We start from the raw sequence: 25,428 nt of genomic DNA, 5'->3' as shown, positions 1-25,428 counted from the left end.
ATCTCCCGTTTGCTCAGACCGGCGGCCAGCTGCTGTTCCACCTCGTCAGTCGTCTCTACGAGCGCACGTCCATCATCGTGACGACCAACCTCGACTTCGGTGAATGGCCATCGGTCTTCGGAGACGCCAAGATGACGACAGCGCTACTTGATCGCCTTACCCACCACTGCGACATCGTCGAAACCGGCAACGAGAGCTGGCGCTTCAAGACCAGGGAGTAACCCAGGCCCCGCTGGCCCGACGCGGCTGCGCTGTGTGATGGCTACACCGCATCGGGCCAGCTACCCCTGCGCAAAATAAGGGGGTCATTTTTGGGCGCCGATAGGGGGTCAGGATTGCGTGCCGATTGACAGTCCGGACCCAGCCGTTCCGCGAGAAGAGCCGCGTCATAGCGGGCAACCGGCAGTCCGCTGCATTTTTCCGGGCCATCCGGCGCGAAGGTGCCGATGATGGCCTGGCCACCGGGGACGAGAGCCCGATCCATGACCTGCAGATAGGCTTCCTGATCGGCAACGTCGGTGAGGAAATGGAACGCCGCCCGGTCGTGCCAGACATCGAAGAGCCCTGACGGTTCCCAATCGAGGACGTTTGCCGCAACCCATTCGACGGGCACATCGTCAGACAGTCGGGCGCGGGCCTTGGCCAGCGCTGTGTCCGACAGGTCAAGCACGGTGATGCGGAGGAAGCCTTGGTCCAGCAGACAATCCACCAGCCGCGACGCCCCCGCGCCAACATCGACGATGGCGGCATCGCTGGTTGCCCCTGTCGCCGCGATCAGGTCGAGCGAGACCTGCGGACGATCCTCGAACCAGCTCGTCTCGGCCTCAGCCTTGCTCTGGTAGACGTCTTCCCAGCGGTTCGGTTCTTCAGCCATCAACCGTTCCTCACAGATCGACCCGCCTCAGTCGCAGCGCGTTGGTGATGACCGACACCGATGACAGGCTCATCGCCGCCGCCGCGATCATAGGCGAGAGCAGAAGCCCGGTAACGGGGTACAGCAGCCCCGCTGCGATCGGCACGCCAAGGGAATTGTAGGCGAAGGCGAAGAACAGGTTCTGCTTGATGTTGCGCAAAGTGGCACGAGCGAGTTTGCGCGCCCGCACGATGCCCATCAAGTCACCGCCCAACAGGGTAATGCCCGCGCTTTGCATCGCCACGTCCGCGCCCGTGCCCATGGCGATGCCGACATCAGCGGCGGCCAGCGCGGGCGCGTCGTTCACCCCGTCCCCCGCCATGGCGATCTTGTGGTCGTCGCGGCGCAACTGGTCGATTAGGTCCTTCTTGGCCTCGGGCAGGATACCTGCGCGCACCTCGTCGATGCCAAGCTTGCCCGCCACCGCCCGCGCCGTGCGCTCGTTGTCGCCTGTCGCCATGATGACGCGCAGCCCTTGGGCATGCAGTTCCTTGATTGCCTGCGCCGTGCTGTCCTTGATCGGGTCGGCCACCGCCACGATGCCCGCCAGCGCGCCATCGACCGCAATGAACATCGCCGTCTTGCCCTCGGTGCGCAGCGTGTCGGCTTTCGCCTCGGCCGCACCCGTGTCCAGGTCCATCTCCTGCATCATCGCTGCATTGCCGAGCGCGACGGCGCGTCCGCCGATCTGTCCCCGCACACCCTTGCCGGTGACCGCCTCAAAATCGCTGGCCTCTTGCCGGGTGGCGCCCGCCGCTTCAGCCCCTTCCACGATCGCTTCAGCCAAAGGATGTTCGGACCCGCGTTCCAGCGCAGCGGCCAGCGAAAGAAGGTCCGCCTCGGCCACATCCCCAATCGCCACGGTATCCGTCAGCTTCGGTTTGCCCATGGTCAGCGTGCCGGTCTTGTCCACGATCAGCGTATCGACAGACGCCATACGTTCCAGCGCCTCGGCATCCTTGATCAGCACACCCGCCTGTGCTCCGCGTCCCGCCGCCGTGGTGATCGAGATCGGGGTGGCGAGGCCAAGCGCGCAGGGGCAGGCGATGATCAGCACCGACACGGCCGAGGCGATGGCAAAAACCAGTGCGGGTTCTGGCCCGAAGATCATCCACACGACGAAGGCAAAGATCGCGGTCCCCACGACCGTCGGGACAAATATGGCTGAGACCCGGTCCGCCAGGCCCTGTATCGGGGCGCGGGACCGCCGTGCGTTCGACACCATGGTCACGATCTGTGCCAGCACGGTATCGGCGCCGACCTTGCCTGCCTCGATAACCAGAGAGCCGTTCTTGTTGATCGTGGCACCGGTCACCGCGTCGCTGGGACCCTTTTCCACTGGCATCGATTCGCCGGTCAGCATGCTTTCATCAAGCGAGGAGCGTCCCTCGATCACCACGCCATCGACCGGTACCGCATCGCCGGGGCGCACGCGCAGCCGGTCGCCCTCCATGATATTTTCCAGCGGCGCGTCGTATTCGGACCCGTCCGGCAGGATGCGCCGCGCGGTCTTGGGCGCGAGGTCCAACAGCGCGCGGATCGCATCCCCGGTGCGTTCGCGGGCACGCAGTTCCAGCACCTGCCCGACAAAGACCAGCGCCACGATCACAACCGACGCCTCGAAGTATGTGCCGACGCCATGGCCCATGCGATACTGCTCGGGGAAAAGGCCCGGCAGGAACGTGGCGAAAATCGAATAGAGATAGGCCGCCGACACCCCGAGGCTGATTAGCGTCCACATATTGGGCGAGCGGTTCACGATCGAATCCCAGCCCCGGCTGAAGAACGGCCAAGCCGCCCACAGCACGATGGGCGTCGCCAGCACGAACTCGAGGTAGCTGGTCATCTGGTGCCCGATCCAGTCTCGCACCGGCAGGCCGACCAGCCCGCCCATGGTAAGCACGATCAGCGGCACCGCCGCAGCCGCCGAGATCCACATCCGGCGGGTGAAGTCGGTCAGCTCCTCGCTCGGCTCGTCGGAGGGTACCATGGGTTCCAGCGCCATGCCGCAGATCGGGCAGGCCCCCGGCGCATCGCGGATGATCTCGGGATGCATCGGGCAGGTGTATTGGACGTCGGCGGGCGCGGTCTTCTTCTTTCCAGCGGCGCGGCCCGACGCGTAGTGCCACGGGTCGGCCTTGAACTTCGTCTGGCATTTTTCGGAGCAGAAATGGAAAGTCTTGCCCCCGAACTCCGCGTGCCGCCCGTCGGGCTTGACCGCGACCGTCATCCCGCAGACCGGGTCCTTTGCAGTCCCGGTTCCGGCCGCGATGTCGGGTGCTGCGTGATGATGATCGTGGTCCATGATGTGCGAAACTTTCTGGTTCTCTCGCAGTTTCACGCCTCCAGAGACTGGAAGCTCAAGTCACTTTCGATGGTGGCCGGGCGCGTGGTTTTCAGGCTGTCGCCGCATCGCCAGGGCTGCGAGAATGGCGGTGCGGAGATTCATCTCAAATCTTCTCGACCGCCTTCGCCAAAAGGTCGCGGACCTTGTCCGCGACGGCCGTCAGTTCAGCGTTTTCGATCGCCTGCATAGACGCCACCGGGTCGATGGCACTGACCTCCACACCGCCCTCGACCTCGCGCAGGATCACGTTGCAGGGCAGCATCGCTCCAACCCGCGGCTCGATCCCGATCGCCTGATGCGCCATCTTCGGGTTGCAGGCGCCCAGGATGCGATAGGCCGGCATCTCGACATCGAGTTTCTTCTTCATCGTCGCTTGCACGTCGATCTCGGTCAGAACGCCAAAGCCATTGTCCGCGAGCGCTGTCCGTGTGCGGGCATCAATGTCTTTGAAGGACGCTCCCTCGAAGGTGCGGTTGATCGTGAAGTTCATTGCGGCATCCTTTCTGTGGAAATTATCGACCGCATGGTCCGGCCCCTGCCGAGGCGCGTGTCCGGGCTGCCGCATCGGGCACAAGGTCCACGCTTCGAAGTTCTTTACCTCGTCGCCATGGTAGCCTTGATTGCAGCGCACAGGGTGATGCAGATCAGTGTGCGTTCCGGTCATTTCCGATTTGATGATGGCAGAGCAGCCTTTGCCGCCACATGGCGATTTTGCACAAAGCTGTCTGAACAGTGAGTTCCCCCTTACCCGCGCAGGATCAGGCGACAGCCTCGATTTCAGCCCTTCCCAGGGCTGAGGTGCGGTTCATGATGGCAAAGCAGATCTGAATTTCGGCGGTTTGGCGGTCTGGATCTCGTGACATGATCCGCTCGCCAAAGAGCTTCAGGCAGTTCATGCGCGCCTCGACACGACTTCGGACGTGGTATTCCGCCCATCTCATCCAGAGCGCTCGGCGCAGATGTCGTGTCGCCCGAAGGACCTCGTTTCGCGCGATGGCTGCGGGACAATCTTCCTTCTAGGCGCGGCCGTTGCGGCGGATGGGGATGACTGCATCGGCACCGCGCACGATGATCGCGCCATGGCATCGGCGCGTGTCATAAGCTCCATCGGCAGTGACCGTGGCGATCGGCACGTCCGGCGGGATCTGCACCGCAATCCGTGTCTGGCGTCGGCCAAGCATCGAGTCGTCCGGCACCGGCCAATCGAGCCCGGCCATCCGAACCAGGCTCTCGACCAACCCGACCGTCTGACGCAGCGGGAGACCGAAGAGCACTTTCAGCGTCAAGCAGGTCTGGATTGCGGCATCAGAAAAGGTCTCCGGGCGTCCGCGCTTGCCGGACCTCGCCGCGTGCCAGACCATGTCAGGATCGAACCAGACAGATAGCGAGCCCCTCTTGCACAGTGCGGCGTTGTAGTCGGACCAGTTGGTCGTGCGGTAACGGGTCGGAGAAGCTTTCGCCATGTTCCCGATCTAACCGTCAGCACTCGCACAGTGAATCCCCTTCACCGATATGTGCAACAACGCCGCTCCAAACGCCCCTGCGAAGACAATTAGTAGCGTGCCGATCTGGAGAGCGTTCATCGAAACCTACGGTTTGCGGCGTGCCGGCTTCCTGAAAGGCCTGGTTGGGCCATCGGGCTCGGGTCCACCCCAGCGTGGGATCGTCAGCTTGTTGTCAGGCCGCCGTCCGGGAAGCCGCCTGTCACCCGGCGTGTCGGATGAATCCTTGCCAAGGCCCAAGCCTGTCCCGGCATGTGTGTCGCCAGAAGATCCGCCCAGATCAAAGCCGGGACGGTCGATCTTTTTCCCGCTGTAATCTGTTGCGAGGGGTTCGTACTGTGCGGGCGTTTTGTTGCTGTTCTTATTGGAATATTCTGTCAACTTTTGCGCCTCGGAAGTAGATGCAGCGGCCGATTTCTCATTTTCTTTCATGGTCTTTTTCCTATCGTAGGGGGCCGTGCTTCGACACGGAGGGTCACAGAATGAGAGCATGCGCACAGTCAGGGTCTGCGGACTGAATTCCCTCCGGCGATGATCCGTCGGATCAGTGCTGCCGCGGCGAGGTGCTTTACGGCATCAGCCTCGGACCCGACAGCGTTCTCGTGGGTTGCAGCTGCATCCGTGAGAATACCCATGATTTCTTTCTCGGGCAAAATCCGCGCGTCATTCAACGCGAGTAGCAGGGCTTCGCAGATGGTAAGCGCGGCCATTCCTGAATGCATTTGGTCGTCCGTCACAAGGTATTGACCTCTCCGACAAGTGCGACGCGGAGGACGCGCCTGCTGCGCACGGAGCAGACTTGCAAGGAATCTGCTATGATGTGCTGATCGACATCAGTCCTGGGAGCGATTTCTTTTGCTAGGGCTTCGCCGAGTGTCGAAGAGGGATAAATGATCGAAAACACTCCGCTTGTCCGCAAGCTTGGCGCATTCGTCGCCCTGTCGGACACCGAATTGTCGGTGCTTGCATCCTTGCACAAGCGCCGCCGTACTTTCGTTGCAGGGCGCGATCTTGTCCATCAGGGGCAGTCAACAATCGGGGCCAGGATGACGTCGAAAAAACCTTGCGGATTGGCGTCGGTGGGCGCGTAGATTCCCGCCACCGGAACGTCTTTGCCAAGCGCCTCCGAGGCAACGCGTTCATACTGACCGACCGGGATCACCCAGGTCAGGCCAGCGATGATCACGATCAGCGCGAACAGGATGGTGTAGGCTGAGGGGAAGTGAAACCGGGAAGCGGTTTCGGAAGCGGGCGCAGCGGGGTGTGCCATGGGGTGTCCTTTGCCAGCAGGGGCCGCGAGGATGGGCGCGGCTGTTGCGGCAAGGCTAGGCGAGGATGGCCGATGGCGGACTGACGGAGGTTAGCGGGGGCGGGGGATGGTGGAAGTCTGCAGTGCGGACTTTGCTGCCCTACCGTTTGAAGACGTGAACTCCTGCTTTGGTGGTTCACTGCGTACTCTGAATTTCAGATATGGTCGCGAGACTCGAAAGAAACTCAATTGGTTTCAGTTTCAGACTAAACCATTTTGCTGAGGCCGTTCCTGAGCGCCGAGGTCATCCCTTGAGCTTCCATATGAAGTCGAAGCCTCTGGTTGTATCCACCCGGAGCGTTGAGCGCCTCAATCAGGGATTCACAAGCGATTGCCGATAGATTCGATGCCACCAACTCTCTGAGAAAGGCTTCGCCCTGATTTTTGTCTGACACGCGATCTCCAAGCCAGTCTGCGGCATCGCCGACCATGCGCGCGACAGGTGATAGAATAGCCTGCGCGCTAAGGTAGGCCGTCATCTCATTGGCATCGCGAACGGGAAAGATGCTGTTCCGAGTACCGAAAATATCCGTGACGATTTTGGCATCCCCGTACATCATGATGGGCGTGCCGCCCTGTGCAATTCCGGGAAAGGGCATCATTATGGCAGTCGCACGCGCCGGTCGGACCAAGGCGTCGGCCTCTTCAAGCGACGCACCGGCCATGAACGTGATTGCGATTTGTCCTTCTCGAAATGTCAAAGCGCCGAGAACATCTGGCGCAACCTCGGCCATCAATCCCAGAAATAGAACGTCGCTTGCATCGACTACCCCCTGGTTGTCCGCGATCTGAACGTTCTCATAGGCTTCAGCGAGAGAAGAGGAATGATGAGCGCCGCGCTCAGAAACAGTGATTTCGTGCCCATCGTGGACAATGCCTTCCACGGCTGCACGGGCGATCGTTCCGCACCCGATCACGCCAATTCGCATGCTGACTCTCCTTGTGAGCTGATCTAAAGAAAACCTTTGCACACTTCGCAGCATTCGTCACTTCGGGCTCGAAGCTGATCTTCCCAGTCCCCCCGCAGCCTCACCCGTCGCGCGCATCCCCAACCGGCGTCTGCTGGTGCGCTAGCCGCAGCCACTTGCCGTCGTCGCTCAGGTAGGTCGAGGTGCAGAGCGCCTTGTAGATCGGCTCGTCGCTGCGTTCGGCCGAGACGCGATAGGCCAAAACGGCTATGTCTTTTTGCCGCGACAGGTAGCGCTCGCTCATCACCACCGAACGCCACCGCTGGGCGACGTCTTTCTCTCTCCAGAGCGCATCGCCCTGAAGAATACCGGCACGAAAGGGAAAGACGAAGACGGCGTCCTTGGCCGTGGCCAGCCGCGCGCTGTCCGCGCCTTGTGTCCAGAAGCGTTCTTCGAGATCCCAAAGCGTGTCATCTGCGGTCATTCAAGGGGCCCTTCAAGATTGGCGGTTGTGCTGGGTGATGGCTGTTTCGCGCAGGGGCACATCTCACTGGCCTTGGGCCAACATGACGACCCAGCCAACGAACAGGGCTGCCGCGATGATCCAGTAGAATGCGGATCCCTGCGGCGGCAGCACAAGCTTGACCGAAGTGCGGTCCTGGGGTGAACTTGCCGTCGTCGCCCGCCTCGGCAGCAGGGCAAGAAGACCCGAGACGATCCTGCTCCGATCCGGAACAGGGGTCGGTACGTCATGGAAACGTGTCATCAGCGCCTCCAACCTTTGCCGTGCCGCCGTTGCGGGTAACCTGGACAGCTCGGATGCTTCGCTCCAGGGGTCGACGCCGAGCCGGGCGAGCATCGATAGAACGGTGACGCTGCTTCCGCGTCGATCTTCACCCAAGGGCGCGTGCAGAAACGGCTCAAATTGCGGGTCTTGTCCAAGTTGCGTCGGGGCGTATGCCATTGCGGAATCCTTGCTGGCGCCGTTTGCATGGGCCGAACTGGCAGATGCTATGGCGCCGATAGACCCAAAGCGGGCGGGTGCCACACCTTCGGTAACGACCAGCATGACGCAAACCGCGCCACCTTGTGCTGACGCAGATCAATAGGAGCCTGCGATAGCCCCGTAGCGCTCACCTTGCGTCGCGCGCCGACGCCGTGCCGGTCCCCAGTTCGATGATTTCGGCTGTGATCGCTTCCTGTCGTACTTGGCGCAGAGTAGCCTCGAATTCGCCCAGCTCGCGCGTGATCTGGCTGCCTGCGGCAGACATGGCCTCCATGCGCGCCTCGTTCTCTGCGGCAAAGGCATGAAGCGCCGCCTTGCAGATCTGGGCATGGAGATAGTCCCCGCTGAGACTAGTGATAAGGGCGTCGGTGGGTAGCTGGGTCAGTGGACGTGTCGCCCCGGGCGGCGGCAAGGCCGACAGATCGATTGGCAACAGAACCTGCCGGAGGACTTGAGGTTTCCCGGACGCCCATCCGGCATGGATCACATCCATACGCTCAAAACGACCCTCACCCAGGGCGCGGTAGATTGCCTTGGAAATCTTATCGGCCAGTTTCGGGATGCCGGGCGTGTGCGAGGACATGGGCGCGGACCAGTCCGGATCGAGATCCCGCGCCGCAGCAATCGATAGGCCACGGGTGCCGATCAGGAACAGGCTGGCTGCCGACAGGTCGGTGTCGATGCTGTCCAGAACGCGTTCACTGAAGGCCCCGGCAAAGCCCTGTTCTGCGCAGAAAACCAAAAGACCGATGCGATCGTCGTTTTGGCCGTCAGAGGTCTCGGCCAGTGATATAGGACCTGCGGGGCCAAGCGCGTTGGATATGGCGGCGGCAATTGTTGCGGCATAGCTGTCGACGGCCTTGATCTCTGCGCGGGCGGTGCTGGCGCGCGCGGCGGCGATGCCCTTCATCGCGTTTACCACGGCCCCCAACTGGCGAATGCCGTCGATCCGGGCGCTGACATCGGCCAGTCGTTCGGTCATGTCGCTGGTTTCCTATCGCCAAGATTCGTAGCATGGCGGGTCATCGCGGCCATCAGGGCGGCCCGTGCCGTCTCATTCAGTTCCCCGGTCTCGGAAAAGGCAAGCAGGGCATCGCCAGCATCCTGATCAAGATATTCCGGCAGTTTGTCCCGAAAGGTGGCGACGGCATCGAGCGGCAAGGGGTCCAGCAGCCCTGACTGCACGGCGAGCAGGAGCGCCACCTCATCTGCCAGGCGAAGGGGCGCATTCTGTGGCTGACGCAGGATTGCGCGGATCCTTTTCCCGCGTCTGAGTTGGTCGCGCACGCGACCTTCGGGCATGCCGCCGAACCGGGTGAAAACCTCGAGCTCCAGAAACTGCGCATAGTCGAGCCGCAGCGTGCCGGCAGCCTCGCGCAGGACAGGTGCCTGGGTCTTGCCGCCGACACGGCTGACGCTCAGCCCCACATCCACGGCTGGCTTCTGCCCCTGATGGAACAGACCCGCATCCAGCACGATCTGCCCATCCGTGATCGAGATCAGGTTGGTCGGAATATAGGCCGACAGGTTCCCGGCATCGGTTTCCGCGATTGGCAAGGCGGTCAGGGAGCCGCCGCCTCGCGCCTCGGACAGCTTGGCCGCCCGTTCCAGAAGACGAGCGTGGATGTAGAACACATCTCCCGGATAGGCCTCGCGCCCCGGGGATTGCCGGGTCAGCAGGGCAATCTCGCGGTGGGTGGCGGCGTGTTTGGACAGATCGTCGATCACCACAAGGGCATGCTCGCCCCTGTCGCGGAAGTATTCGGCCATGGTCATGCCCGCATAGGGCGCGATCCATTGCAGCCCCGGCGCCGAGGCGGAGCCGGCGACTATCACGATGCAGCGTGCGAAATTCCCGTGCGCCTGCAGCGCGTCGATGGCGCGGCGCACGCTGGATGTCTTTTGCCCCACGGCGACATAGACGCAGATCATGTCGCTGTCGCGCTGCGCGATCATCGTGTCGGTGGCCAGGGTCGTCTTGCCGGTGGAATGGTCACCGACGATCAACTCGCGCTGACCCCGGCCAAGCGCGAACAGCGTGTCCATCACGAGTATCCCGGTTTGCACCGGCTGGGTCACGAGATCGCGTTCGATGATCGAGGGCGCCGGGCGCTCGATTGGCCATTGCTCGCCGGCCTCGATCGCTCCCTTGCCGTCCAACGGGCGGCCAAGTGGGTCTACGATGCGCCCGAGCAATGACTCCCCGACAGGCACGCTCACGACTTCGCCCGTGCCGAAGACGGCGTCGCCCGCCTCGACCTTGGTCGCCGCGTCGATGAACACGCAGCCAATCAGGTCGGGGTCTAGAACCCGCGCGAACCCGAACTGGCCGCCCTCGAACCGCAGAACCTCGTCCAGCCGCACATCGCGCAGCCCAGAGATCATCGCAACACCATCCCCGATCTCTTCGACACAGCCCCTGTGTTCGGGTCGCGGACCGACTGCCGCGCGCCGCACCGCGTCTTGCGCCGATGCGAACCAGTCTGGTGTATCAACCGGCATTCTCGACCTCCTTCAGGATCGCTTTGAGGTCGGCCCGCCAGCTGTTGTGAAGCACGAAATGCCCGCTGCGGAGTTCCAGTCCGGCGATCAGGCTGGGATCGGTGACAAGACGAACGCTGGGCGTGCCGCCCAACGCATCCTTTATCGCGCGTTCGATCTTGGCGCTCTCCGCGTCCTCCGTGTCTGTCGCTGTGACGATCGTGGTGCCATCTGCCGAGGCTATCAGCGCCGCGCGGTCGGATGCGGACATGTCCGCGATCGCCTCGACAAGTTGCGCAAGGAACGTCGCCTGAACCGAAGGAGTGTTGAACCGATCGAGAAGCCGGGCTGCAATCTCGACCGACAATTCGGTGGCCCTCGTTGCGTTCTCTTTCCGCGCGGTGTTTCGGTCGCGGTCAATGGCGGTGCGCGCGGCAGCAATCAGGGAGTCTGCCTTGGTTTGCGCATCCTTCAGTGTGGCTTTCGCGACTTTGTCCGCCGCCGTCTTGGCCTCGGCAAGTATGGCATCGCGTTCCGCCGCGATTCCTGTGCGGGCCGCAGCGATGTCTGCAAGCGCAGCATTGGCCTTCGCTTGTGCTGTCTTGCCTTCCTCCAACAGGGCCTGCGCCGCTTCCTGCCGCCGGGTAATGGCCCCGGCAACCGGACGCCAGAAAACGCGGCTGAGCAGCCAGACGAGAATCAGGACGTTGATGGCCTGAAGACCCAGTCCCCACCAATCGAGCGTCATGCGCTCATGCCAGTAGCGGATTGGCGAAGAGCAGCAGGAGCGCAATCACCAGACAATAGATTGCCGTCGTCTCGATCATCGCAAGCCCGACGAACAGCGTGCGCGAAATCGTGTTTGCGGCATCGGGCTGACGGGCGATGGCATCCATCGCGGCGGCAACGGCGCGCCCTTCGGCAAGTGCGGGTCCGATAGCGCCGAAGGCCACTGCAAAGGCGGCGCAGAAGATACTGGCCAAGCTGAGATAGTCCATCATGACTCCTTTTTCGTTTGGGAAGGGGCAAGGTCGGTATTCGGAGGGCTGGGCGCGCCGCTCTCAACCGCAGAGGTGATGAACACCATCGCCAGCACCGCGAAAATGTAGGCCTGCACCAGCCCGGTCAGCAGATCGAGCGCCATCAACGGGATCGGTACCAGCAGGCCAGCTAGCGAGGCGACGATGCCAATGACGAACACGCCGCTCATCACGTTGCCGAACAGGCGCACGAACATGGAAAAGACCCGCGTCAGGCTTTGCAGGATGTTCAGCGGGATCATCACCGGGTTTGGCGCGGCGAAGGATTTCAACCAGCCGCCAACGCCGCCCGCGCGTATGCCGAACCAGATCACGGACAGGAACACCAGAACGGCGAGGGCGGCATCGGTTTCAAGCTGTGCGGTCGGAGGGTCGACCCCCGGCACAAGCGAGGACCAATTCGCCACGAGGATGAACAGAAAGAGCGTGCCGATGAACCCGCGATAGGGTGCGGGCGCGGCACCCGTCGTCTCGGTGATCTGGGTGTCGAGCGTGGCGACCATCAGCTCCAGCGCGGCCTGCCGCCGGGTTGGTCTGAGGTCTAGGCGGCGCGTCAGGGCAAAAGCCCCGATCACCAGGATCGCCATGATCGCCCATGTCGTGACGATGGCTAGCGTGATCGGAACCGGCCCGATCTGGAACAGGACGGTGGAGTCGAGCGGAGAGTTCATGTTTGGATGTCCCCTATCCTGCGGAGCATGATCCACTTGGCGCAGAGGACCCCTGCAAACGTCGCCAGCAGGGCAAGGCCGCCTGCCAGCATGGCGATGAAGAAGCCGGTGGCCAAAAGCGAGATGCGCGCGAGGGTCAGGACGATCGCCCTCAGTGGATTGCCCCCTTTGACTATCAGGTTGGCGGTCTCACGGAGTGCGCGGAAGTAGCCATATCCGATGAAGAGCCCACCCAGAAAGCAGATCGGAAGAAGGACAATTAGCGGGAGAGTGGAGGGATCGGTCATCGTGCGTTCATCCATTTCCAGGCGGTCCAGCCGCCCAGACAAAGCCCGAGCAGCATCATCGGGGCGCTCCAGAAGATGCCCGTCTCGAATTGCGCATCGAGCCAGCGTCCGAAGAACAGGCCCGCGAGGGTCGGCACCACGAAGATCCAGCCCAGCACGCCGATCTGCGCCAGACGCCTGCCGACGGACATGTCACCTTCGCGCAGCCACTGCTCGTGACGGCTGCGATGCTTGCGGATTTCCTCGACTAGTGGATCGGTCTCTGGGGGCTCAGATGGGTCTTCGGTCACCGGAACTGTCCCGTGTCTGCGCCCCGACGCAACCCGCTGATCATCTGACGGATGGCGTTCATCTGCAGTCGCATCGTCTCGACATGTTCGACCCGTTCTTCGTCGGTGTCGGCCTGAAACCGAGTCAGAACCTCCGCGTCCAGCGTGGCCAGATCGTCGCCCGCCACTGCCTCGCGGCTGGCGATCGCGACGGTGCTACCCCCGGTCACGGTCAGCACCCCGCCGCGCAATGCGCAGAATCGCTCAAGCCCGGCGCTCTTCCAACTGACGATTGAAACCGCGAGCGCGGTCAGGAATGGGGCGTGGCCGGGTCGAATGCCGAAGCTGCCGCTGGCGTCCTGAGCCCGCAAGCTTTCGGCATTCTCGTCCACAACGACAGACAGAGGGGTCACGATCCGCAACCTCATGCCACTTCCTCGGCGTCGGTGGCGTTCGAGGCATTTGCGGCCGCCTCTTTCTGTCTGGCGTCCTCCAGCGTTCCGACCATGTAGAGCGAGCTTTCGGACCACTCGTCGGCTTCGCCGTCCAGAATGGCGCGGCACCCCGAGAGGGTTTCGGTGAGGGGCACGCTGGCGCCCGGTGTGCCAGTAAAGGCCTCGGTTACCATGAAGGGTTGGGTCAGGAACCGCTGCAACCGTCTCGCGCGCTTGACGATGAGGCGGTCGGCGGCTCCAAGCTCCTCGACCCCGAGCAGCGAGATGATGTCGGTCAGCTCGCGGAACCGCGCCAGCGCCTGGCGGACCGCTTCGGCGGTCCGGTAGTGGTCCACGCCGACAACCAGCGGATCGAGCAGCATCGATGACGAGCCCAGCGGGTCAATCGCCGGATAAAACCCCTCGGAGGCCTGGGCGCGGGACAACATGATGACGCAATCCATGTGACCGGAAATCGTGGTCACGGCGGGATCGGTGAAATCGTCGGCAGGCACATAGACCGCCTGAATGGCCGTCACGGCAGAGCCCGCCACCGAGGCGATGCGCTCTTGCAGCCCCGCCACCTCGGTCGCCAGCGTTGGCTGGTATCCCACACGTGAGGGCAGGCGGCCGAGCAAGCTGGATACCTCGGCTCCGGCCTGAACAAAGCGGAACACGTTATCCATCAGAAGAAGGACGTTCTTGTGCTTCTGGTCCCGGAAATATTCCGAAATCGTCAAGGCTGTCAGCGGAGCCCGCCAGCGCGCGCCGGGTGGCTCGTTCATCTGACCATAGACCAGCACGGTGCGCTCCAGCACGCCCGAGTCCTGCATTTCGGTCAGCAACTCATGCCCTTCGCGTGATCTCTCACCAACGCCCGCGAAGACCGAAATACCTTCGTATTTCTCGACCATGGCGCGGATCAGTTCCATCACCAGAACGGTCTTGCCGACCCCGGCGCCGCCGAACATCGCGGCCTTGCCGCCCTGCGCCATGGGCGTCAGCAGGTCGATCACCTTGATCCCCGTCTCGAACACATTGGTGGCGCTGGTCTGGGATTTCAGAAGCGGTGGCAGCGCATGGATCGACCGGCGCGGTGTGTCGTCAGGAAGGGCATGCCCTTCGTCCTGCACGTTACCCACGACATCCAGAAGCCGCCCAAGAACGGCTTCGCCCACGGGCACGGCAACTGGCGCGCCGCTGGCCTGCACCGGCACGCCACGGGCAAGGCCCGCGGTGGATTGGAATGCCACCGCGCGTATTGTCTTCTGATCGAGGTGGCTGTGGACTTCGAGAATGAGGTCAGTCGGCCGGTCCCATTCCACCACCAGTGCAGAATTGATTGGCGGCAGGTCGGTCCCGGAAAAGACGACATCCACGACGGCACCCCGGACCGCATGCACGACACCGTCAGAAGGCAAGCTGCGATCATCCGCATTTGTGCCGGTCCCGACGTGGGTAGCGTCCATTTTAGGTGTTGGATATGAGCTTTTGGGCGTCAAACGAGACCTCTTTGCTTGCCTGTCGCCAACGGCCAGCCAAAAAACAACAGCTTGCGGGGACTAATCGAGACAAGCATAGAGCGCTGCGCGACGTTGGGCGCTGATCTGTATCAATGCGACCACCACGAACGTTTGCCACACATGGCGTATGCGCCGCTCCGGCTATGATCCGCACGAACAGCTTCATCCGGAAGAGGGCGTTCAGACAAAAAACGCATAAGCATAGGATCGCATAGATGACCAAGCGCAATCAGCAGTCCAAGGCACCTGCGCGAGGCGCGCCGCGGGTCCAGCGTCCCGCCAAGATCGCCGCGTCATCACTGCAGCAAGCCGAGTCAACAAAGGCGCATCCGCACGAAAACCTTGATCGCGCATCTCGGGCAGCTGTCGCCTATATGGCGGCCGGTGTGTCGCCCCATGCGTTCATCGAAGCCTGGAGCGATTGGGCCTTGCACCTGGCACGGGCGCCGGGCCGCCAGCTTGAACTGGCCGAGCGCGCGCAAGAAAATATGACAAGGCTGATTGGGCAGTCGCTTATTCCAAACAGCGACGCGGAACCGGCCTTTGTGCCAAAGGCCTACGACCATCGCTTCCGGCATCCCGGATGGGAAAAACCACCGTTCAGAAACATGCAGCAGGGGTTTCTCGCGGTGCAGGACTGGTGGGACTATGCAACCGACCATCTGCGCGGATTGCGGCCCGAGGACGCAGACAGGACCCGTTTCATGGCGCGTCAGATGCTGGACCTGTTGTCGCCGTCCAATTTCCCCGCCCTTAATCCCGAGATTATCGAGGAAACGCGGAAGAGTAGCGGCAAGAATTTGGCGGAGGGTGCGCGCAACTTCATGCATGATTTTGTAAACACCATTGCTCAGGTGCATGAACCTGCACCAGAGGGCTTTCAGATCGGTAAGGATCTGGCCTTTACGCCCGGCGAGGTGGTGTTCCGCAATGATCTTTTCGAGTTGATCCAGTATGCGCCTCAGACCGATAAGGTGCAGGCCGAGCCGATCCTGATCGTTCCGGCCTGGATCATGAAGTACTATATTCTTGATCTCTCGCCGCATAATTCGATGGTCAAACACCTTGTGGATCAGGGGTTTACCGTCTTCATGATCTCGTGGTGCAACCCGACCGCCGATCAAGCAGACCTGTCGCTGGAGGACTACCGCGAACGCGGCGTGATCGCGGCTCTCGATGCGGTGAATGCAATCGTGCCGGAGCGCAAGGTTCATGCGGTTGGATATTGCCTAGGCGGCACAATCCTGGCGATCGCAGCCGCCACTATGGCGCGTGAAAACGACGATCGGCTGGCGTCGATCTCGCTCATGGCAGCACAGGTCGACTTTGCCGAGGCGGGCGAGTTGTTGTTGTTTCTGGATGAAAGCCAGATTGCATTCCTCGAGGACATGATGTGGGAGAAAGGCTATCTTGACCGCCCACAAATGGCCCGAGCCTTTTCGGCTATCAGGTCGGAGGATCTGATCTATACCCGGGCCGTCAGGCGCTATTACCTCGGGAAAGAGGATTTGCCCACCGATATGGGTGTCTGGGTGTCCGACACGACCCGGATGCCTGCCCGAATGCATTCAGAGTATTTGCGCGGCCTGTTTCTTGAAAATCGGCTGACGGCAGGCCGGTTTGCTGTCAACGGACGGGTGATCGCGCTCAAGGACATCTCGGCCCCGATATTCGCCGTGGGCACTGAATCCGATCACATCGCACCGTGGAAGTCCGTCTACAAGACGCAACTGTTCACAGATAGCGATATGACGTTTGTCTTGACGAGCGGCGGCCACAACAGCGGAATCATCAACGAGCCAAAGCTGGCGCGCGGTCACCATCGGATCTCGCGTCGTGCGGCCGGGGCGCTTTACGTGGGTCCCGAAGCCTGGGTCGCGCAGAATACGCCGCAACCGGGCTCTTGGTGGCCCGCGTGGACGAGCTGGCTGGAAGAGAAAAGCAGCGGTGTTGTGCCGGCACCCTCCATCGGTGCGCCAGACAAGGGCTTGGTCCCGATCATAGCGGCGCCTGGCACCTACGTTCACCAAACCTGATCCCACGCCCGCTTTTGACGGTGGTAAGCCGCAGTGAGTGCATGCGTCATTGGGCCATGAAACGAAGCGGCGCGATTCATGACGCTCGTGGCGAGGACTTTTGATCAAAGGCGGATTATGGCCAGCCGCACCGCAGCGAAGTGAAACGCGTCATGCTGCTAACGCCGATCAGTGCGGTGAAGATTAATCTCCGGCACACAGGGGCATGTCTTCGACCCAGACGATGAAATGAACGGAGAGGCACCATGATCGGATATGTTGCGAATATCGAGGAACTGACCGAAGGAAACACCGACTTCCGGCGTGTTCTTTATTCAGGGACAAAGCTGCAATTGGTTCTGATGTCTCTGAAGCCTGGGACGGAAATCGGCGGCGAGATACACGCCGACACGGATCAGTTCTTTCGCATCGAAGAGGGAAAGGGAATGGTCGTGATCGACGGGGTGACCCACAAGGTCAAGGCTGGCTACGGCATCGTCGTCCCTGCTGGCGCGCATCACAATGTGATTTGCACAGGTCATGAGACGCTCAAGCTCTACACGATCTACGGCCCGCCGCATCACGAGGACCAACTGGTTCAAAAGACAAAAAGCGAGGCCGATGCCTCTGACGAGGCTTTCTCCGGAGAAGGCACTGAGCAGGCGGCAGAGGTCGTCCGGGTCTCGGACCGAACTTGATGTGCTACGCATTCAGGTCACGCCCGCACAGCACCTCAGACGCCACGACACCCCAAAACCCGCCAATCAAAGGAAATCAATATGTCACCTGATAGCAAGACCAGCACCAAAGCCACCGCAGAAACCGATATCGAGGCAGTAGTCCATCAATTGGCCGCCCTGCGGGAGGACATGTCGCGGCTCGCTGAGACTGTCAGCGGGATCGCGGGACGTCGCGGAAGCCGCATGGCTGCGGACATCGCGGAAGGCTTTGACGAAGCGAAGCACTATGCCGAGAGCAAGGGACGCTCCGCAGAGGCGCAGCTGGAGGAGTCCGTTGCAGCGCACCCCTTTATGACAATCGGCCTTGCGGTGGGCGCGGGTTTTTTGGTCGGCGCCCTGTCGCGGCGGTGATGGGTATAGTCGATGACATCGTGCACAGCATTGGCCGAGACGTCCGAAAGGACGCTGGTAAATTGCTGTTGCCGACCTTGCTTGCTGTGGCCGGGGGACTGACCGCAGCCGCAGGAGTGGCGTTCCTGACGGCCTGGGCGTATCTCACGCTCAGTCGTGCGGTAGGGCAAGCTTCGGCGTCCCTCTTGATCGGCCTCGGATTAACACTTTTGGCTGCGGCCCTTCTGGTCCTCGCCAGAAATCGTTTTACGAAAAAGACTCTGATCGACCCGCCGGTCTCGCAACCGGCGGCACCTGCTACCGGCGAAACCGATTTTGCCTCTCAGATTGCATTCACGACAGCATTTGTCCTGGCCCGATACCTAGGCGAGGGCAGGCGGGATTGAGATCGAGCCCCCTGACATGGGTTAGCACGCAGCAATGCAACCCGTGCGCCCACTCCCGGACTTATCCATTTGCAAGAGAGCCATCATGACATTTGATTTCGACGAAAAGACAGCCACCGTGACCGGTGCCGCGTCTGCGGTGGTGTCGCCGCTGACCTGTTTCCTGCTCTCGGATCAGGCTTCTTTCATCACCGGAAGTTACCATCTGATCGACGGCGGCTATACCGCGCAGTAGGCACTCGCTGCGCGGGTCTAGCCTGTAACAATCCCATCGCCCACCACGATCTGTCGCCGACAGAAAGCCGCAATCTTTTCGTCATGGGTCGAGATCAGGAAAGTCGTGCCTTCCTCACGGTTGATCTGGTCGATCAGGTCCATCACCTGCATAGCCGAGGCGCGGTCGAGGTTGCCGGTCGGCTCATCCGCCAGCACCAGTTCAGGACTGTTCATCAAGGCGCGTGCAACAGCGACCCGTTGTTTTTGTCCGCCGGAAAGGTTGGCTGAGGGGAAATCGATCCGGTCGGCCAGCCCCATGCGGGACAGCAGATCGCGGCCGCGCGCACGGGCGGCAGGCGTCTCGCGCCCTTCACGCACGGCGGTGGGGAAGATCACGTTCTCCAGAGCAGTAAAATCCGGCAGAAGGTTGTGGAACTGGAAAACGAAGCCGATGTGGGCATTGCGAAAATCGGTCAACGCTTTGTCATCTGCGGCGATCATGTCCTGACCGAGCATCACGTAGCTGCCGGAGGTGGGCTTCATCAATGTTCCGAGGATTGTGAGGAGCGTGCTCTTGCCTGAACCTGAAGGACCCAGAAGCGCCGCCATATCACCCGCCTCAAGGCCCAACGACAGGCCGCGCAGCACCCGGGTTGCGGCCTCTCCCGTGCCGTATGTTTTGAACAGGTCGCGAACCTCGAGAAGCGCGCTCATTGGCCGATTGCCGTAACGGGATCGACCCGTGCGGCCGAACGTGCAGGTAGGATCGAGGCCAGGATCGCGCCGATCACGGTAAGCGTGATGGCCAGACCGTAAGATCCTTGTGTGATGTCCATCGGCAGAGTGCCCGGCTGGAACGCGTCACGCGAGGGAAAGGGCAGCAGGGCGAGATATCCCAGCGTCGCGCCCATGATCCCGCCCATCAGCCCGACCAGTGCGCCCTGCGCGACAAAGACGAAAATCACAAACCGGCGTCCTGCCCCCATCGCCCGCATGATCCCGATCTCGGGGCGACGGCGATAGGTGGAGAGCAAAAGCGCTGAGGCGACTCCGATCACGATGGTGATAAGAGCGAATGTCTTGAGGAAATACCCGGTCTGCGCCTGGGCATTCAGCGCCTCCATCAATTGTTCGGCCCCGTCCGTCCATGGCACAGCATCAAGCCCCGTCAAGGCCCGGATCCGCAAGGCGGTCGCATCGGCGGCGTTTAGATCATCTAGCTTGATTTCGATCCGCGAGACGCCTTGCGGCATGGAAAACAATGTTCGAGCGGTCGAAAGACTGACAAACGCACGTGCGCCGTCCATCCCGCCATTGCCGGTCTTGAATATGCCGCTGAGGGTCAGCGTTGACGTGACGCCATTCGAACTTTGGAGTCGCAGGGTCTGACCGACCGACAGCGCAAGATCATCGGCCAAGTCACGTCCAACAACGATCAGCCCCGAGCCGACCCGCACATCGCCCGCAACCATGTAACCGGCAAGGTCAAGAATCGCGGATTCGCGCCCCGGCTCGACCCCGGTCACGCTAACCTGAGAAACCTGCGCCCCACGTGTGAGAAACCCGGCACCAGTGATCTGCGGTGAGACGGCGCGCACGCCTGGAACGGCCTCGATCAGCGGCAACCACGTGGCGGCCTCGGCCAGGGTCGCAGTTCGCGCGCGGCCCCGTTCGGCGACGACCAGCACATGGCCTTCGGGTGAGATCAACAAGGCCGGGTCGGCAGTTTCCGCTTCTATGGTGATGTGTGAAATGTCACCTACGGTGCGCGAGAGAATGAATTCGGCCAAGCCCCCTATTAGGGCCGACATAAAGATGAAGATGAACACGCCCACCGCGACACCGGTAACCAGGAGGGCGGTCTGGGCTTTGTTGGCCGTGAGGTAACGGGTCGCAATCTTGAGCGCGTAGAGCATCAGGGCTCGTCCACGACGACCGGCTGACCGTCCGAGATGCCTGTTGCATCGACGATTACGGCGTTGCCACCCTCCAGCCCCGCCGATGCAATTAATCGTGCTGCGGGCCATTCCACGACCGTCACGGGGCGCAGCTGTGCGACGCCGTCCGCAACTACGAAAACCGCTTCACCATTCACCAAGGCGGTGCGCGGCACGGTCAGCGCCGCATCGCGCTGGTCCACGATGATATTCGTAGTAACCGTCAGGCCGACCGGTGCCGCAACCGGCGCATCAAAGCTGATCTCGATGGCAAGCCCACCGGTCGCTTCATCCACGCGGTTTGACACGAAGCTGACATGTCCCTGGTGTGTTCCGGTGTTACCGGCCAGTTGCAGCACGGCAGGCTGGTCTACGGCGATCTGGGTGGCATAGGCCTCGTCCACATCGGCCTCGACCAGTATCTCGCTCAGATCGGCGAGGGTTAGCAGGCGGCTGGTGGGGCCAACGATCTGCCCCTCTTCGGCGTCCAGTTCAAGAACGGTTCCGGCGACAGGGGCACGGATCGTATAATCCTCCAGAACGATTTGAGCCTGATCCAAAAAGGCAGTGAGGCGGGCGACCTCCTGTGCTGACGACTGGACGGCGTGGGCCTTCGCCTCCAGTTCCGATCTGGGAATATTGCTACCCAGTGCTACCGCACGCTCATAGATTTCGGTCGCCTGTTGCTGCCCCACGAGGGCGGCGTCCAATGCGGCCATGGCCTGCCGGACAGTGGCATTCTGCGCCGCCGCATCGACTTGCGCCAGGATCTGGTTTTTCTCCACGACGTCGCCCTCTGCAACGAGAAGCCCCACCAGGTTGCCAGACACAACGGATCTTACGTCGACGGAACGCACCGCCGCGATCCGGCCGTTGACCGCAAGCACACGCGTAACCGGGGCGTGGGCCGCGACTTCCACCGTGACCGCTGTTGGCCGCGCCATCCAGAACTGGGACCAGACGAAGCCAGCGAGTGCCATGCCCAGCAGCCCGGCAGTCCCCCAAAGCCAGAGTCGACGCTTTGTGGCAGGCTTGGGCACGACCGGGCGCAGAGCTGGAACAAGGGGTCCGGATACAGGCTCATCTCGCTGCGGAGAACTCGCCTCTTCCCGTGTTTGTATGTTTTTTGCCGCCTCCAAGCTGGCTCCTATCGAAAGGTCTTTGCGCACTGGTGAATAGAATTCCTCGGTGAGACAACATCTTCTGAATTATACCGGATCATGCCTTTCCCACCCTGACCTAGATCAGCGACGAAGCAGGCGCCGCCATGGCATTTTGAACGGGTTAATTCCGTTTGCGGGGGCTTGCCGCCTCACCATGCAATGGTTGTCGAACAGGGAGCCCGGATGTCCAACGATCCATACGAATTGCTCGGCCTCACAAAGGCGGTCACGGCTGACGACATAAAGAAGGCGTATCGGAAACTGGTGCGGACAAGCCACCCCGATCTGCATCCAGACGACGCAGGGGCCGAGGCGCGCTTCAAGTCGATCTCTGCCGCCTACGAGATCCTGAAAGATCCCGAGACCCGCGCACGATACGATGCGGGAGAGATCGATGGTCTTGGTGCAGAACGCCCTCAGCGGCAGTACTATCGTGATTTCGCAGGTGCGGCGGACAACACTTACCAACAAGGTCGCGGGTTCGGCACGGATGCCGATCCAGCTGACATCTTCGCAGAAATTCTGCGCAATCGTACGCGGTCATCCGGTGCTGACTTTGCCGACCGTGGGTTTTCGGCCCACGGCCCAGATATGCGCTATACGCTCGAGGTGCCGTTTCTGGATGCTGCACGAGGCGCCGAGACTCGCATCACCATGCCTGATGGCCAGAGCCTTGCGGTCAAGATCCCGCAGGGTACCGAAGACGGACAGACGCTGCGACTGCGCGGTAAGGGCGCGCCCGGCATTGGTGGCGGTCCGGCAGGTGATGCGCTCATCACCGTTCTGGTGCGGCCCCATCCGGTGTTCCGTCGTGACGGCGACGACATTCTCCTGACTCTTCCGATCACCATTGACGAGGCCGTTCTCGGCGGCAAGGTAACAACACCGACCATCGACGGTCCCGTGGGCCTCACCATTCCGTCTGGGGCAAGCTCGGGCCAGGTCTTGCGCCTGCGGGCACGAGGGGTCCCACGTGCGGGCAGCAAGACGAAGGGCGATCAGCGGGTCGAGTTGAAGATCGTCGCGCCGCCTGACGTGGATGAAAGCCTTCGCGATTTTCTTGTGGAATGGCGAATGACCCATGACTTCGACCCGCGTGCCAATATGATGAAAGGTGCCGGCAAATGACAGACCGTTACTCCGAAGATGACGTGGTGACTACGGTAACTCGGCTGACTCGAAGCCAACTCGTGCGTTTTGTTGAGGGCGACTTGGTCAAACCAGAGCAGGAGGCCGACGGTTATGTCTTTCGCCGCATTGACATCGCGCGGCTGGAGCTTTTGTGTGACCTATCTCAGGCTCTAGATCTCGATGAGACGGGCTTGGGCATCGTGGTGTCGCTCATCGACCAATTGCACGCCGCGCGACAGGATCTTGAGACCTTGGCTGGCGTGATTGATGCCCTTCCAACAGAACTCCAGACTCGGATCATGGCAGAACTGAAAAAATCTTGAGCAGGATTCGAACTGGACCTTGGAGCATTGTCCGTACGAATAGGCTCTGTTGCACGAATCCCGTGAGGGATTCATGTCGTGAAACCAGTGTGGTAGCTGGCCTGCATGAGCAGACCCATACCCCCAGCCTATAAGACCAGGAGCTGGCCGGCCTATAGCGAAGCGCTCAAGCGCCGTGGCTCGCTGACGATCTGGTTTGATCCCGCCATGACGCGGAAGGCCGCGCCCACTGGAAAGCGCGATCGCCGGCCCGACTACAGCGACGCTGCCTTCCAGACCTGCCTGACGATGAAAGTGCTGTTCGGCATGGCCCTCAGGCAGACCACAGGCTTCGTCGAAACCCTTCTGCGGCTGGTCGGCCTCGAGTGGACGGTGCCGGATTTCAGCACGCTCAGCAGGCGCCAGAAGACCCTGGCCGTGACCATTCCCTACCGGGGCTCGCACGGGCCGCTGAACCTGCTGATCGACAGCACCGGCATCAAGGCAGAGGGTGAAGGCGAGTGGAACGCCCGCAAGCACGGCGGCACGAAACGCCGTCTATGGCGCAAGATCCACATCGGCGTCGATGAACAAACCCTGGAGATCCGAGCCATCGAGATCACCGGCAGCAATGTTGGTGACGCACCCATGCTGCCCGAGCTCCTTGACCAGATCTCCGCTGATGTGGAGATCTGCTCGGTCACGGCAGACAGAGCCTACGACACGCGCAGGTGCCACGACGCCGTCGCAGACCGAGGCGCCGATGCTGTCATACCGCCACGCAAGAACGCAAAGCCCTGGAATCCCTCGACGGCCAGTGCGATCGCAAGATCCGCGCCGCCGTGCTGAACGGCTACACCGCGCTCGGCATACCTGTCACAGAGTCCATGGGATAAGTGCGTCTGGAGAAAGGTGAGGTGTGGCCCTCTTCTCCTTTGCGCAACAAAGCCGCGGTAGGGCCTAGGTGTTCCGGTCGGCGATCAGCGATTGGAGTTCGGTTCGGTCATCGGGGCTCAGGTAAAGGCAGATGTCATTGCGTGTCATGCCCCGACATTGACACGTCCGACCCCAGCTTGGAGTCCTCCGTCAGATGCGGAACACTAATGTTGACTGTCATTGAGAACTGACCCACCCAGCGGTTATGTCTCCTGCGTCATCATGGCGTCATTGCGGCTGTCTCCTTTCGTTTCTTTTTCGCCGTCTCCGAGCTTGCCTTGAAGCGGTAGCTGTCGTTTCCCGTTACCGGAATGTGGCAGCGATGGGTGAGGCGATCGAGCAGCTTGTGGCCAACTTCTGCACTTCAACTTGCAACGTCAGGCGATCTCATGATGGATAAATTTCGGAATGAGCCATTCGCGCGAGCCCCGCGTCCCGGAAAGTTGAAACGCGCCTGACGCCGCACGCCGCAAGGTGGGCAAAAAGGTGGATCGGTTCCCAAGAAAAAAGAGATTTCGCCGCTTCAACAGTGGATTGTGAGGATTTATTGGTGCCAGGAGAGGACTCGCGAAAACATCGCAAACCTCTGAAATCAGACAGTTAACCGCCGTTTGGTTTTGCGATCTACCCCGGTACGTACCCCACCCACTGAAACAAATTGTGAGGTTCGAGTACCGAAACAGGTCGTGGAGGGCGAGTGCCGCCACCGGCGGCGCGAGATTCACCTGCGAGAGCAGGTGAAGTCACGGTCAGAGATGAGGTGCTTTCGGTCAACTATGTTCCGGCATGTTCAGCTACGTTTCCACATACATGACCCCCATAGGGGTTGGGGGTTCCGTATGGGGGGGGTTCTGCAGTCAAACTCTGCCTCTCAGGGTCATTCGCATTTTTTGAAAACGGGGTTTGCCGAGGTGCCGAGATCGAACCCGCGAGTGAGGGTCGGCGAGCGAAGGGGTGAAACCCCGTTCGCCCTCACACGGCCTCGAGCCTCGTGTCCGGCAAACCCCGTTTTCAAATCCCAAGTAGGTACATTTTCGCCGATATGACGAATCCGTGCCAGACCCGCTCAGTTGCGCCAGGTGCACCTCAACCGCCCTACCGATCTCCGCCCCTGATCCATAGAATGAGACGATGGACCCTTTCCTTCAGCGTCACCTCGACCTTTGCCAGCGCAGCTTCGAAGACATGCTGCGTGACGGTTCTTGGCCGTGGCGGGGCTTTGTTGCGCAAAGTCGGTAACGTCCGGAGTTCCCCTTTCCCCGGACGCAATTATCCCACAGGCTCTGTGACGGGTATGCCGAGCGCGGTGTAGCCGTTGAGCACGGCGGCGCGGATCTGAAGTTCGGCGACCTGACGATCGAAGTCGCGCGCCATGAGGCTCTGCCCCAGCAGCTTCACGCAATGCATCTTCGTCTCGGCGCGGCTTCGTCGGTGGTATCCGCTCCATTTTCTCCAGATGGCGCGGCCAAGGTATTTCGAAGCGCGCAGCGCCTCGTTCCGAGCGATAGCCCCTGCAGTCGATGGCTTCCACGGCTTGGCATTCTTGCGCGGCGGTATGACG

Annotated in this window: 29 protein-coding genes and 4 pseudogenes; 9 read left to right on the top strand and 24 right to left on the bottom strand. The window is 61.5% G+C overall.

The annotated features are described in order from the left end of the window. A pseudogene (gene istB, locus CHB90_RS21685) lies at positions 1-221 on the top strand (IS21-like element ISPkr1 family helper ATPase IstB); the annotation flags it as partial. Between the two features lie 41 nt (positions 222-262). On the opposite strand, the gene CHB90_RS21680 reads toward istB, so the two are convergent. The 19 genes and pseudogenes from CHB90_RS21680 to atpD all read right to left on the bottom strand — a co-directional run bounded on the left by CHB90_RS21680 (position 263) and on the right by atpD (position 14,636). Beyond that, complete coding sequence (locus CHB90_RS21680) at positions 263-874, bottom strand: class I SAM-dependent methyltransferase (protein WP_089279898.1); 612 nt, start codon at positions 872-874, stop codon at positions 263-265. 10 nt (positions 875-884) lie between these two features. Beyond that, on the bottom strand, positions 885-3,218 hold the full coding sequence (locus tag CHB90_RS21675) for a heavy metal translocating P-type ATPase (protein WP_089279897.1): 2,334 nt from the start codon (positions 3,216-3,218) through the stop codon (positions 885-887). Between the two features lie 145 nt (positions 3,219-3,363). Then, positions 3,364-3,750, bottom strand: coding sequence for a DUF302 domain-containing protein (locus tag CHB90_RS21670; protein ID WP_089279896.1), 387 nt, complete (start codon positions 3,748-3,750; stop codon positions 3,364-3,366). 268 nt (positions 3,751-4,018) lie between these two features. Next, positions 4,019-4,723 (bottom strand): annotated as a pseudogene (locus CHB90_RS21665) (transposase). 126 nt (positions 4,724-4,849) lie between these two features. Next, on the bottom strand, positions 4,850-5,194 hold the full coding sequence (locus CHB90_RS21660; RefSeq protein WP_089279895.1) for a hypothetical protein: 345 nt from the start codon (positions 5,192-5,194) through the stop codon (positions 4,850-4,852). 68 nt (positions 5,195-5,262) lie between these two features. Continuing rightward, positions 5,263-5,484: a hypothetical protein gene (locus tag CHB90_RS21655; RefSeq protein ID WP_089279894.1), complete on the bottom strand. Its 222-nt coding sequence runs from the start codon at positions 5,482-5,484 to the stop codon at positions 5,263-5,265. A gap of 296 nt (positions 5,485-5,780) precedes the next feature. Next, complete coding sequence (locus tag CHB90_RS21645) at positions 5,781-6,032, bottom strand: hypothetical protein (protein ID WP_245823333.1); 252 nt, start codon at positions 6,030-6,032, stop codon at positions 5,781-5,783. Positions 6,033-6,277: 245 nt separating this feature from the next. Next, on the bottom strand, positions 6,278-7,000 hold the full coding sequence (locus CHB90_RS21640) for an NAD(P)-binding domain-containing protein (RefSeq protein WP_089279893.1): 723 nt from the start codon (positions 6,998-7,000) through the stop codon (positions 6,278-6,280). A gap of 100 nt (positions 7,001-7,100) precedes the next feature. Continuing rightward, positions 7,101-7,463, bottom strand: coding sequence for a hypothetical protein (locus CHB90_RS21635; RefSeq protein ID WP_089279892.1), 363 nt, complete (start codon positions 7,461-7,463; stop codon positions 7,101-7,103). Between the two features lie 63 nt (positions 7,464-7,526). Beyond that, positions 7,527-8,048, bottom strand: coding sequence for a hypothetical protein (locus CHB90_RS21630; RefSeq protein WP_212591630.1), 522 nt, complete (start codon positions 8,046-8,048; stop codon positions 7,527-7,529). Between the two features lie 64 nt (positions 8,049-8,112). Further along, positions 8,113-8,967 (bottom strand): F0F1 ATP synthase subunit gamma, encoded by an 855-nt coding sequence (locus CHB90_RS21625; RefSeq protein ID WP_089279890.1) that lies wholly within the window; start codon positions 8,965-8,967, stop codon positions 8,113-8,115. Beyond that, complete coding sequence (locus tag CHB90_RS21620; RefSeq protein ID WP_089279889.1) at positions 8,964-10,487, bottom strand: F0F1 ATP synthase subunit alpha; 1,524 nt, start codon at positions 10,485-10,487, stop codon at positions 8,964-8,966. The genes CHB90_RS21625 and CHB90_RS21620 overlap by 4 nt, the downstream gene beginning before the upstream one ends. Next, on the bottom strand, positions 10,477-11,214 hold the full coding sequence (locus tag CHB90_RS21615) for a F0F1 ATP synthase subunit delta (RefSeq protein ID WP_089279888.1): 738 nt from the start codon (positions 11,212-11,214) through the stop codon (positions 10,477-10,479). The genes CHB90_RS21620 and CHB90_RS21615 overlap by 11 nt, the downstream gene beginning before the upstream one ends. A gap of 4 nt (positions 11,215-11,218) precedes the next feature. Continuing rightward, positions 11,219-11,464 carry a F0F1 ATP synthase subunit C gene (locus CHB90_RS21610; protein ID WP_019953286.1) on the bottom strand — a complete coding sequence of 82 codons (246 nt, stop codon included), beginning with the start codon at positions 11,462-11,464 and terminating at the stop codon, positions 11,219-11,221. After that, entirely contained in the window at positions 11,464-12,177 is a 714-nt protein-coding gene (locus CHB90_RS21605) for a F0F1 ATP synthase subunit A (RefSeq protein ID WP_089279887.1), read from the bottom strand. The genes CHB90_RS21610 and CHB90_RS21605 overlap by 1 nt, the downstream gene beginning before the upstream one ends. Beyond that, a complete protein-coding gene (locus CHB90_RS21600) occupies positions 12,174-12,479 on the bottom strand; it encodes an ATP synthase subunit I (RefSeq protein ID WP_089279886.1) in 306 nt (101 codons plus the stop codon). Before CHB90_RS21600 ends, CHB90_RS21605 begins: the two co-directional genes overlap by 4 nt. Further along, positions 12,461-12,754 (bottom strand): AtpZ/AtpI family protein, encoded by a 294-nt coding sequence (locus tag CHB90_RS21595; protein WP_089279885.1) that lies wholly within the window; start codon positions 12,752-12,754, stop codon positions 12,461-12,463. Before CHB90_RS21595 ends, CHB90_RS21600 begins: the two co-directional genes overlap by 19 nt. Beyond that, positions 12,751-13,161: a F0F1 ATP synthase subunit epsilon gene (locus tag CHB90_RS21590; RefSeq protein WP_089279884.1), complete on the bottom strand. Its 411-nt coding sequence runs from the start codon at positions 13,159-13,161 to the stop codon at positions 12,751-12,753. Before CHB90_RS21590 ends, CHB90_RS21595 begins: the two co-directional genes overlap by 4 nt. Next, on the bottom strand, positions 13,158-14,636 hold the full coding sequence (atpD, locus tag CHB90_RS21585; protein WP_089279883.1) for a F0F1 ATP synthase subunit beta: 1,479 nt from the start codon (positions 14,634-14,636) through the stop codon (positions 13,158-13,160). Before atpD ends, CHB90_RS21590 begins: the two co-directional genes overlap by 4 nt. Before the next feature lie 269 nt (positions 14,637-14,905). Here atpD and CHB90_RS21580 point away from each other — a divergent pair, with 269 nt between their 5' ends. From CHB90_RS21580 to CHB90_RS27600, 5 genes are all read left to right on the top strand, one after another. Beyond that, complete coding sequence (locus CHB90_RS21580) at positions 14,906-16,726, top strand: PHA/PHB synthase family protein (protein WP_089279882.1); 1,821 nt, start codon at positions 14,906-14,908, stop codon at positions 16,724-16,726. A gap of 245 nt (positions 16,727-16,971) precedes the next feature. Next, a complete protein-coding gene (locus CHB90_RS21575) occupies positions 16,972-17,403 on the top strand; it encodes a cupin domain-containing protein (protein ID WP_089279881.1) in 432 nt (143 codons plus the stop codon). 81 nt (positions 17,404-17,484) lie between these two features. Beyond that, complete coding sequence (locus CHB90_RS21570) at positions 17,485-17,796, top strand: ElaB/YgaM/YqjD family protein (protein ID WP_089279880.1); 312 nt, start codon at positions 17,485-17,487, stop codon at positions 17,794-17,796. Next, complete coding sequence (locus CHB90_RS21565) at positions 17,796-18,182, top strand: phage holin family protein (RefSeq protein WP_089279879.1); 387 nt, start codon at positions 17,796-17,798, stop codon at positions 18,180-18,182. Before CHB90_RS21570 ends, CHB90_RS21565 begins: the two co-directional genes overlap by 1 nt. Positions 18,183-18,267: 85 nt before the next feature. After that, a complete protein-coding gene (locus CHB90_RS27600) occupies positions 18,268-18,417 on the top strand; it encodes an SDR family oxidoreductase (protein WP_425426653.1) in 150 nt (49 codons plus the stop codon). A 17-nt stretch (positions 18,418-18,434) separates the two neighbouring features. On the opposite strand, the gene CHB90_RS21560 is transcribed toward CHB90_RS27600, so the two are convergent. The 3 genes from CHB90_RS21560 to CHB90_RS21550 are packed head-to-tail and all read right to left on the bottom strand — an operon-like array spanning position 18,435 to position 21,315. Then, on the bottom strand, positions 18,435-19,112 hold the full coding sequence (locus CHB90_RS21560) for an ABC transporter ATP-binding protein (protein WP_089279878.1): 678 nt from the start codon (positions 19,110-19,112) through the stop codon (positions 18,435-18,437). Beyond that, positions 19,109-20,314, bottom strand: coding sequence for an ABC transporter permease (locus CHB90_RS21555; RefSeq protein WP_089279877.1), 1,206 nt, complete (start codon positions 20,312-20,314; stop codon positions 19,109-19,111). The genes CHB90_RS21560 and CHB90_RS21555 overlap by 4 nt, the downstream gene beginning before the upstream one ends. Beyond that, the gene (locus CHB90_RS21550) at positions 20,314-21,315 is read right to left on the bottom strand and encodes an efflux RND transporter periplasmic adaptor subunit (RefSeq protein ID WP_089279876.1); all 1,002 of its coding nucleotides are present in this window, start codon (positions 21,313-21,315) and stop codon (positions 20,314-20,316) included. The genes CHB90_RS21555 and CHB90_RS21550 overlap by 1 nt, the downstream gene beginning before the upstream one ends. A gap of 366 nt (positions 21,316-21,681) precedes the next feature. Between CHB90_RS21550 and CHB90_RS21545 the strand changes: the two genes are divergently transcribed. The 3 genes and pseudogenes from CHB90_RS21545 to CHB90_RS21535 form a co-directional block, all read left to right on the top strand. Continuing rightward, positions 21,682-22,626, top strand: a complete 945-nt coding sequence (locus CHB90_RS21545) for a DnaJ C-terminal domain-containing protein (protein ID WP_089279875.1) — start codon at positions 21,682-21,684, stop codon at positions 22,624-22,626. After that, positions 22,623-22,952 carry a chaperone modulator CbpM gene (locus CHB90_RS21540; protein ID WP_089279874.1) on the top strand — a complete coding sequence of 110 codons (330 nt, stop codon included), beginning with the start codon at positions 22,623-22,625 and terminating at the stop codon, positions 22,950-22,952. The genes CHB90_RS21545 and CHB90_RS21540 overlap by 4 nt, the downstream gene beginning before the upstream one ends. A gap of 105 nt (positions 22,953-23,057) precedes the next feature. Then, positions 23,058-23,765: pseudogene (locus tag CHB90_RS21535) on the top strand (IS5 family transposase); the annotation flags it as partial. A gap of 322 nt (positions 23,766-24,087) precedes the next feature. On the opposite strand, the pseudogene CHB90_RS26845 reads toward CHB90_RS21535, so the two are convergent. After that, positions 24,088-24,213 (bottom strand): annotated as a pseudogene (locus CHB90_RS26845) (ATP-binding protein); the annotation flags it as partial. Between the two features lie 923 nt (positions 24,214-25,136). Beyond that, positions 25,137-25,428, bottom strand: a 292-nt coding sequence (locus tag CHB90_RS21525; RefSeq protein WP_141135827.1) for a transposase, incomplete at its 5' end; no start/stop codon positions are given.

It is taken from the genome of Antarctobacter heliothermus, from assembly GCF_900188425.1.
GTDB lineage: Bacteria > Pseudomonadota > Alphaproteobacteria > Rhodobacterales > Rhodobacteraceae > Antarctobacter > Antarctobacter heliothermus.
This window is presented reverse-complemented; position numbering and strand designations above follow the sequence as displayed.

Coding starts and splice junctions, on each gene's coding strand:
- CHB90_RS21655 (WP_089279894.1), bottom strand. CDS start 5,484: ATGCATTCAGGAATGGCCGCGCTTACCATCTGCGAAGCCCTGCTACTC.
- CHB90_RS21675 (WP_089279897.1), bottom strand. CDS start 3,218: ATGGACCACGATCATCATCACGCAGCACCCGACATCGCGGCCGGAACC.
- CHB90_RS21555 (WP_089279877.1), bottom strand. CDS start 20,314: ATGCTCTACGCGCTCAAGATTGCGACCCGTTACCTCACGGCCAACAAA.
- CHB90_RS21570 (WP_089279880.1), top strand. CDS start 17,485: ATGTCACCTGATAGCAAGACCAGCACCAAAGCCACCGCAGAAACCGAT.
- CHB90_RS21625 (WP_089279890.1), bottom strand. CDS start 8,967: ATGACCGAACGACTGGCCGATGTCAGCGCCCGGATCGACGGCATTCGC.
- CHB90_RS21565 (WP_089279879.1), top strand. CDS start 17,796: ATGGGTATAGTCGATGACATCGTGCACAGCATTGGCCGAGACGTCCGA.
- CHB90_RS21590 (WP_089279884.1), bottom strand. CDS start 13,161: ATGAGGTTGCGGATCGTGACCCCTCTGTCTGTCGTTGTGGACGAGAAT.
- CHB90_RS21645 (WP_245823333.1), bottom strand. CDS start 6,032: ATGGCACACCCCGCTGCGCCCGCTTCCGAAACCGCTTCCCGGTTTCAC.
- atpD (WP_089279883.1), bottom strand. CDS start 14,636: ATGGACGCTACCCACGTCGGGACCGGCACAAATGCGGATGATCGCAGC.
- CHB90_RS21545 (WP_089279875.1), top strand. CDS start 21,682: ATGTCCAACGATCCATACGAATTGCTCGGCCTCACAAAGGCGGTCACG.
- CHB90_RS21640 (WP_089279893.1), bottom strand. CDS start 7,000: ATGCGAATTGGCGTGATCGGGTGCGGAACGATCGCCCGTGCAGCCGTG.
- CHB90_RS21550 (WP_089279876.1), bottom strand. CDS start 21,315: ATGGCACTCGCTGGCTTCGTCTGGTCCCAGTTCTGGATGGCGCGGCCA.
- CHB90_RS21605 (WP_089279887.1), bottom strand. CDS start 12,177: ATGAACTCTCCGCTCGACTCCACCGTCCTGTTCCAGATCGGGCCGGTT.
- CHB90_RS21560 (WP_089279878.1), bottom strand. CDS start 19,112: ATGAGCGCGCTTCTCGAGGTTCGCGACCTGTTCAAAACATACGGCACG.
- CHB90_RS21670 (WP_089279896.1), bottom strand. CDS start 3,750: ATGAACTTCACGATCAACCGCACCTTCGAGGGAGCGTCCTTCAAAGAC.
- CHB90_RS21580 (WP_089279882.1), top strand. CDS start 14,906: ATGACCAAGCGCAATCAGCAGTCCAAGGCACCTGCGCGAGGCGCGCCG.
- CHB90_RS21615 (WP_089279888.1), bottom strand. CDS start 11,214: ATGACGCTCGATTGGTGGGGACTGGGTCTTCAGGCCATCAACGTCCTG.
- CHB90_RS21660 (WP_089279895.1), bottom strand. CDS start 5,194: ATGAAAGAAAATGAGAAATCGGCCGCTGCATCTACTTCCGAGGCGCAA.
- CHB90_RS21575 (WP_089279881.1), top strand. CDS start 16,972: ATGATCGGATATGTTGCGAATATCGAGGAACTGACCGAAGGAAACACC.
- CHB90_RS21630 (WP_212591630.1), bottom strand. CDS start 8,048: ATGCTGGTCGTTACCGAAGGTGTGGCACCCGCCCGCTTTGGGTCTATC.
- CHB90_RS21635 (WP_089279892.1), bottom strand. CDS start 7,463: ATGACCGCAGATGACACGCTTTGGGATCTCGAAGAACGCTTCTGGACA.
- CHB90_RS27600 (WP_425426653.1), top strand. CDS start 18,268: ATGACATTTGATTTCGACGAAAAGACAGCCACCGTGACCGGTGCCGCG.
- CHB90_RS21620 (WP_089279889.1), bottom strand. CDS start 10,487: ATGCCGGTTGATACACCAGACTGGTTCGCATCGGCGCAAGACGCGGTG.
- CHB90_RS21680 (WP_089279898.1), bottom strand. CDS start 874: ATGGCTGAAGAACCGAACCGCTGGGAAGACGTCTACCAGAGCAAGGCT.
- CHB90_RS21540 (WP_089279874.1), top strand. CDS start 22,623: ATGACAGACCGTTACTCCGAAGATGACGTGGTGACTACGGTAACTCGG.
- CHB90_RS21600 (WP_089279886.1), bottom strand. CDS start 12,479: ATGGATGAACGCACGATGACCGATCCCTCCACTCTCCCGCTAATTGTC.
- CHB90_RS21610 (WP_019953286.1), bottom strand. CDS start 11,464: ATGGACTATCTCAGCTTGGCCAGTATCTTCTGCGCCGCCTTTGCAGTG.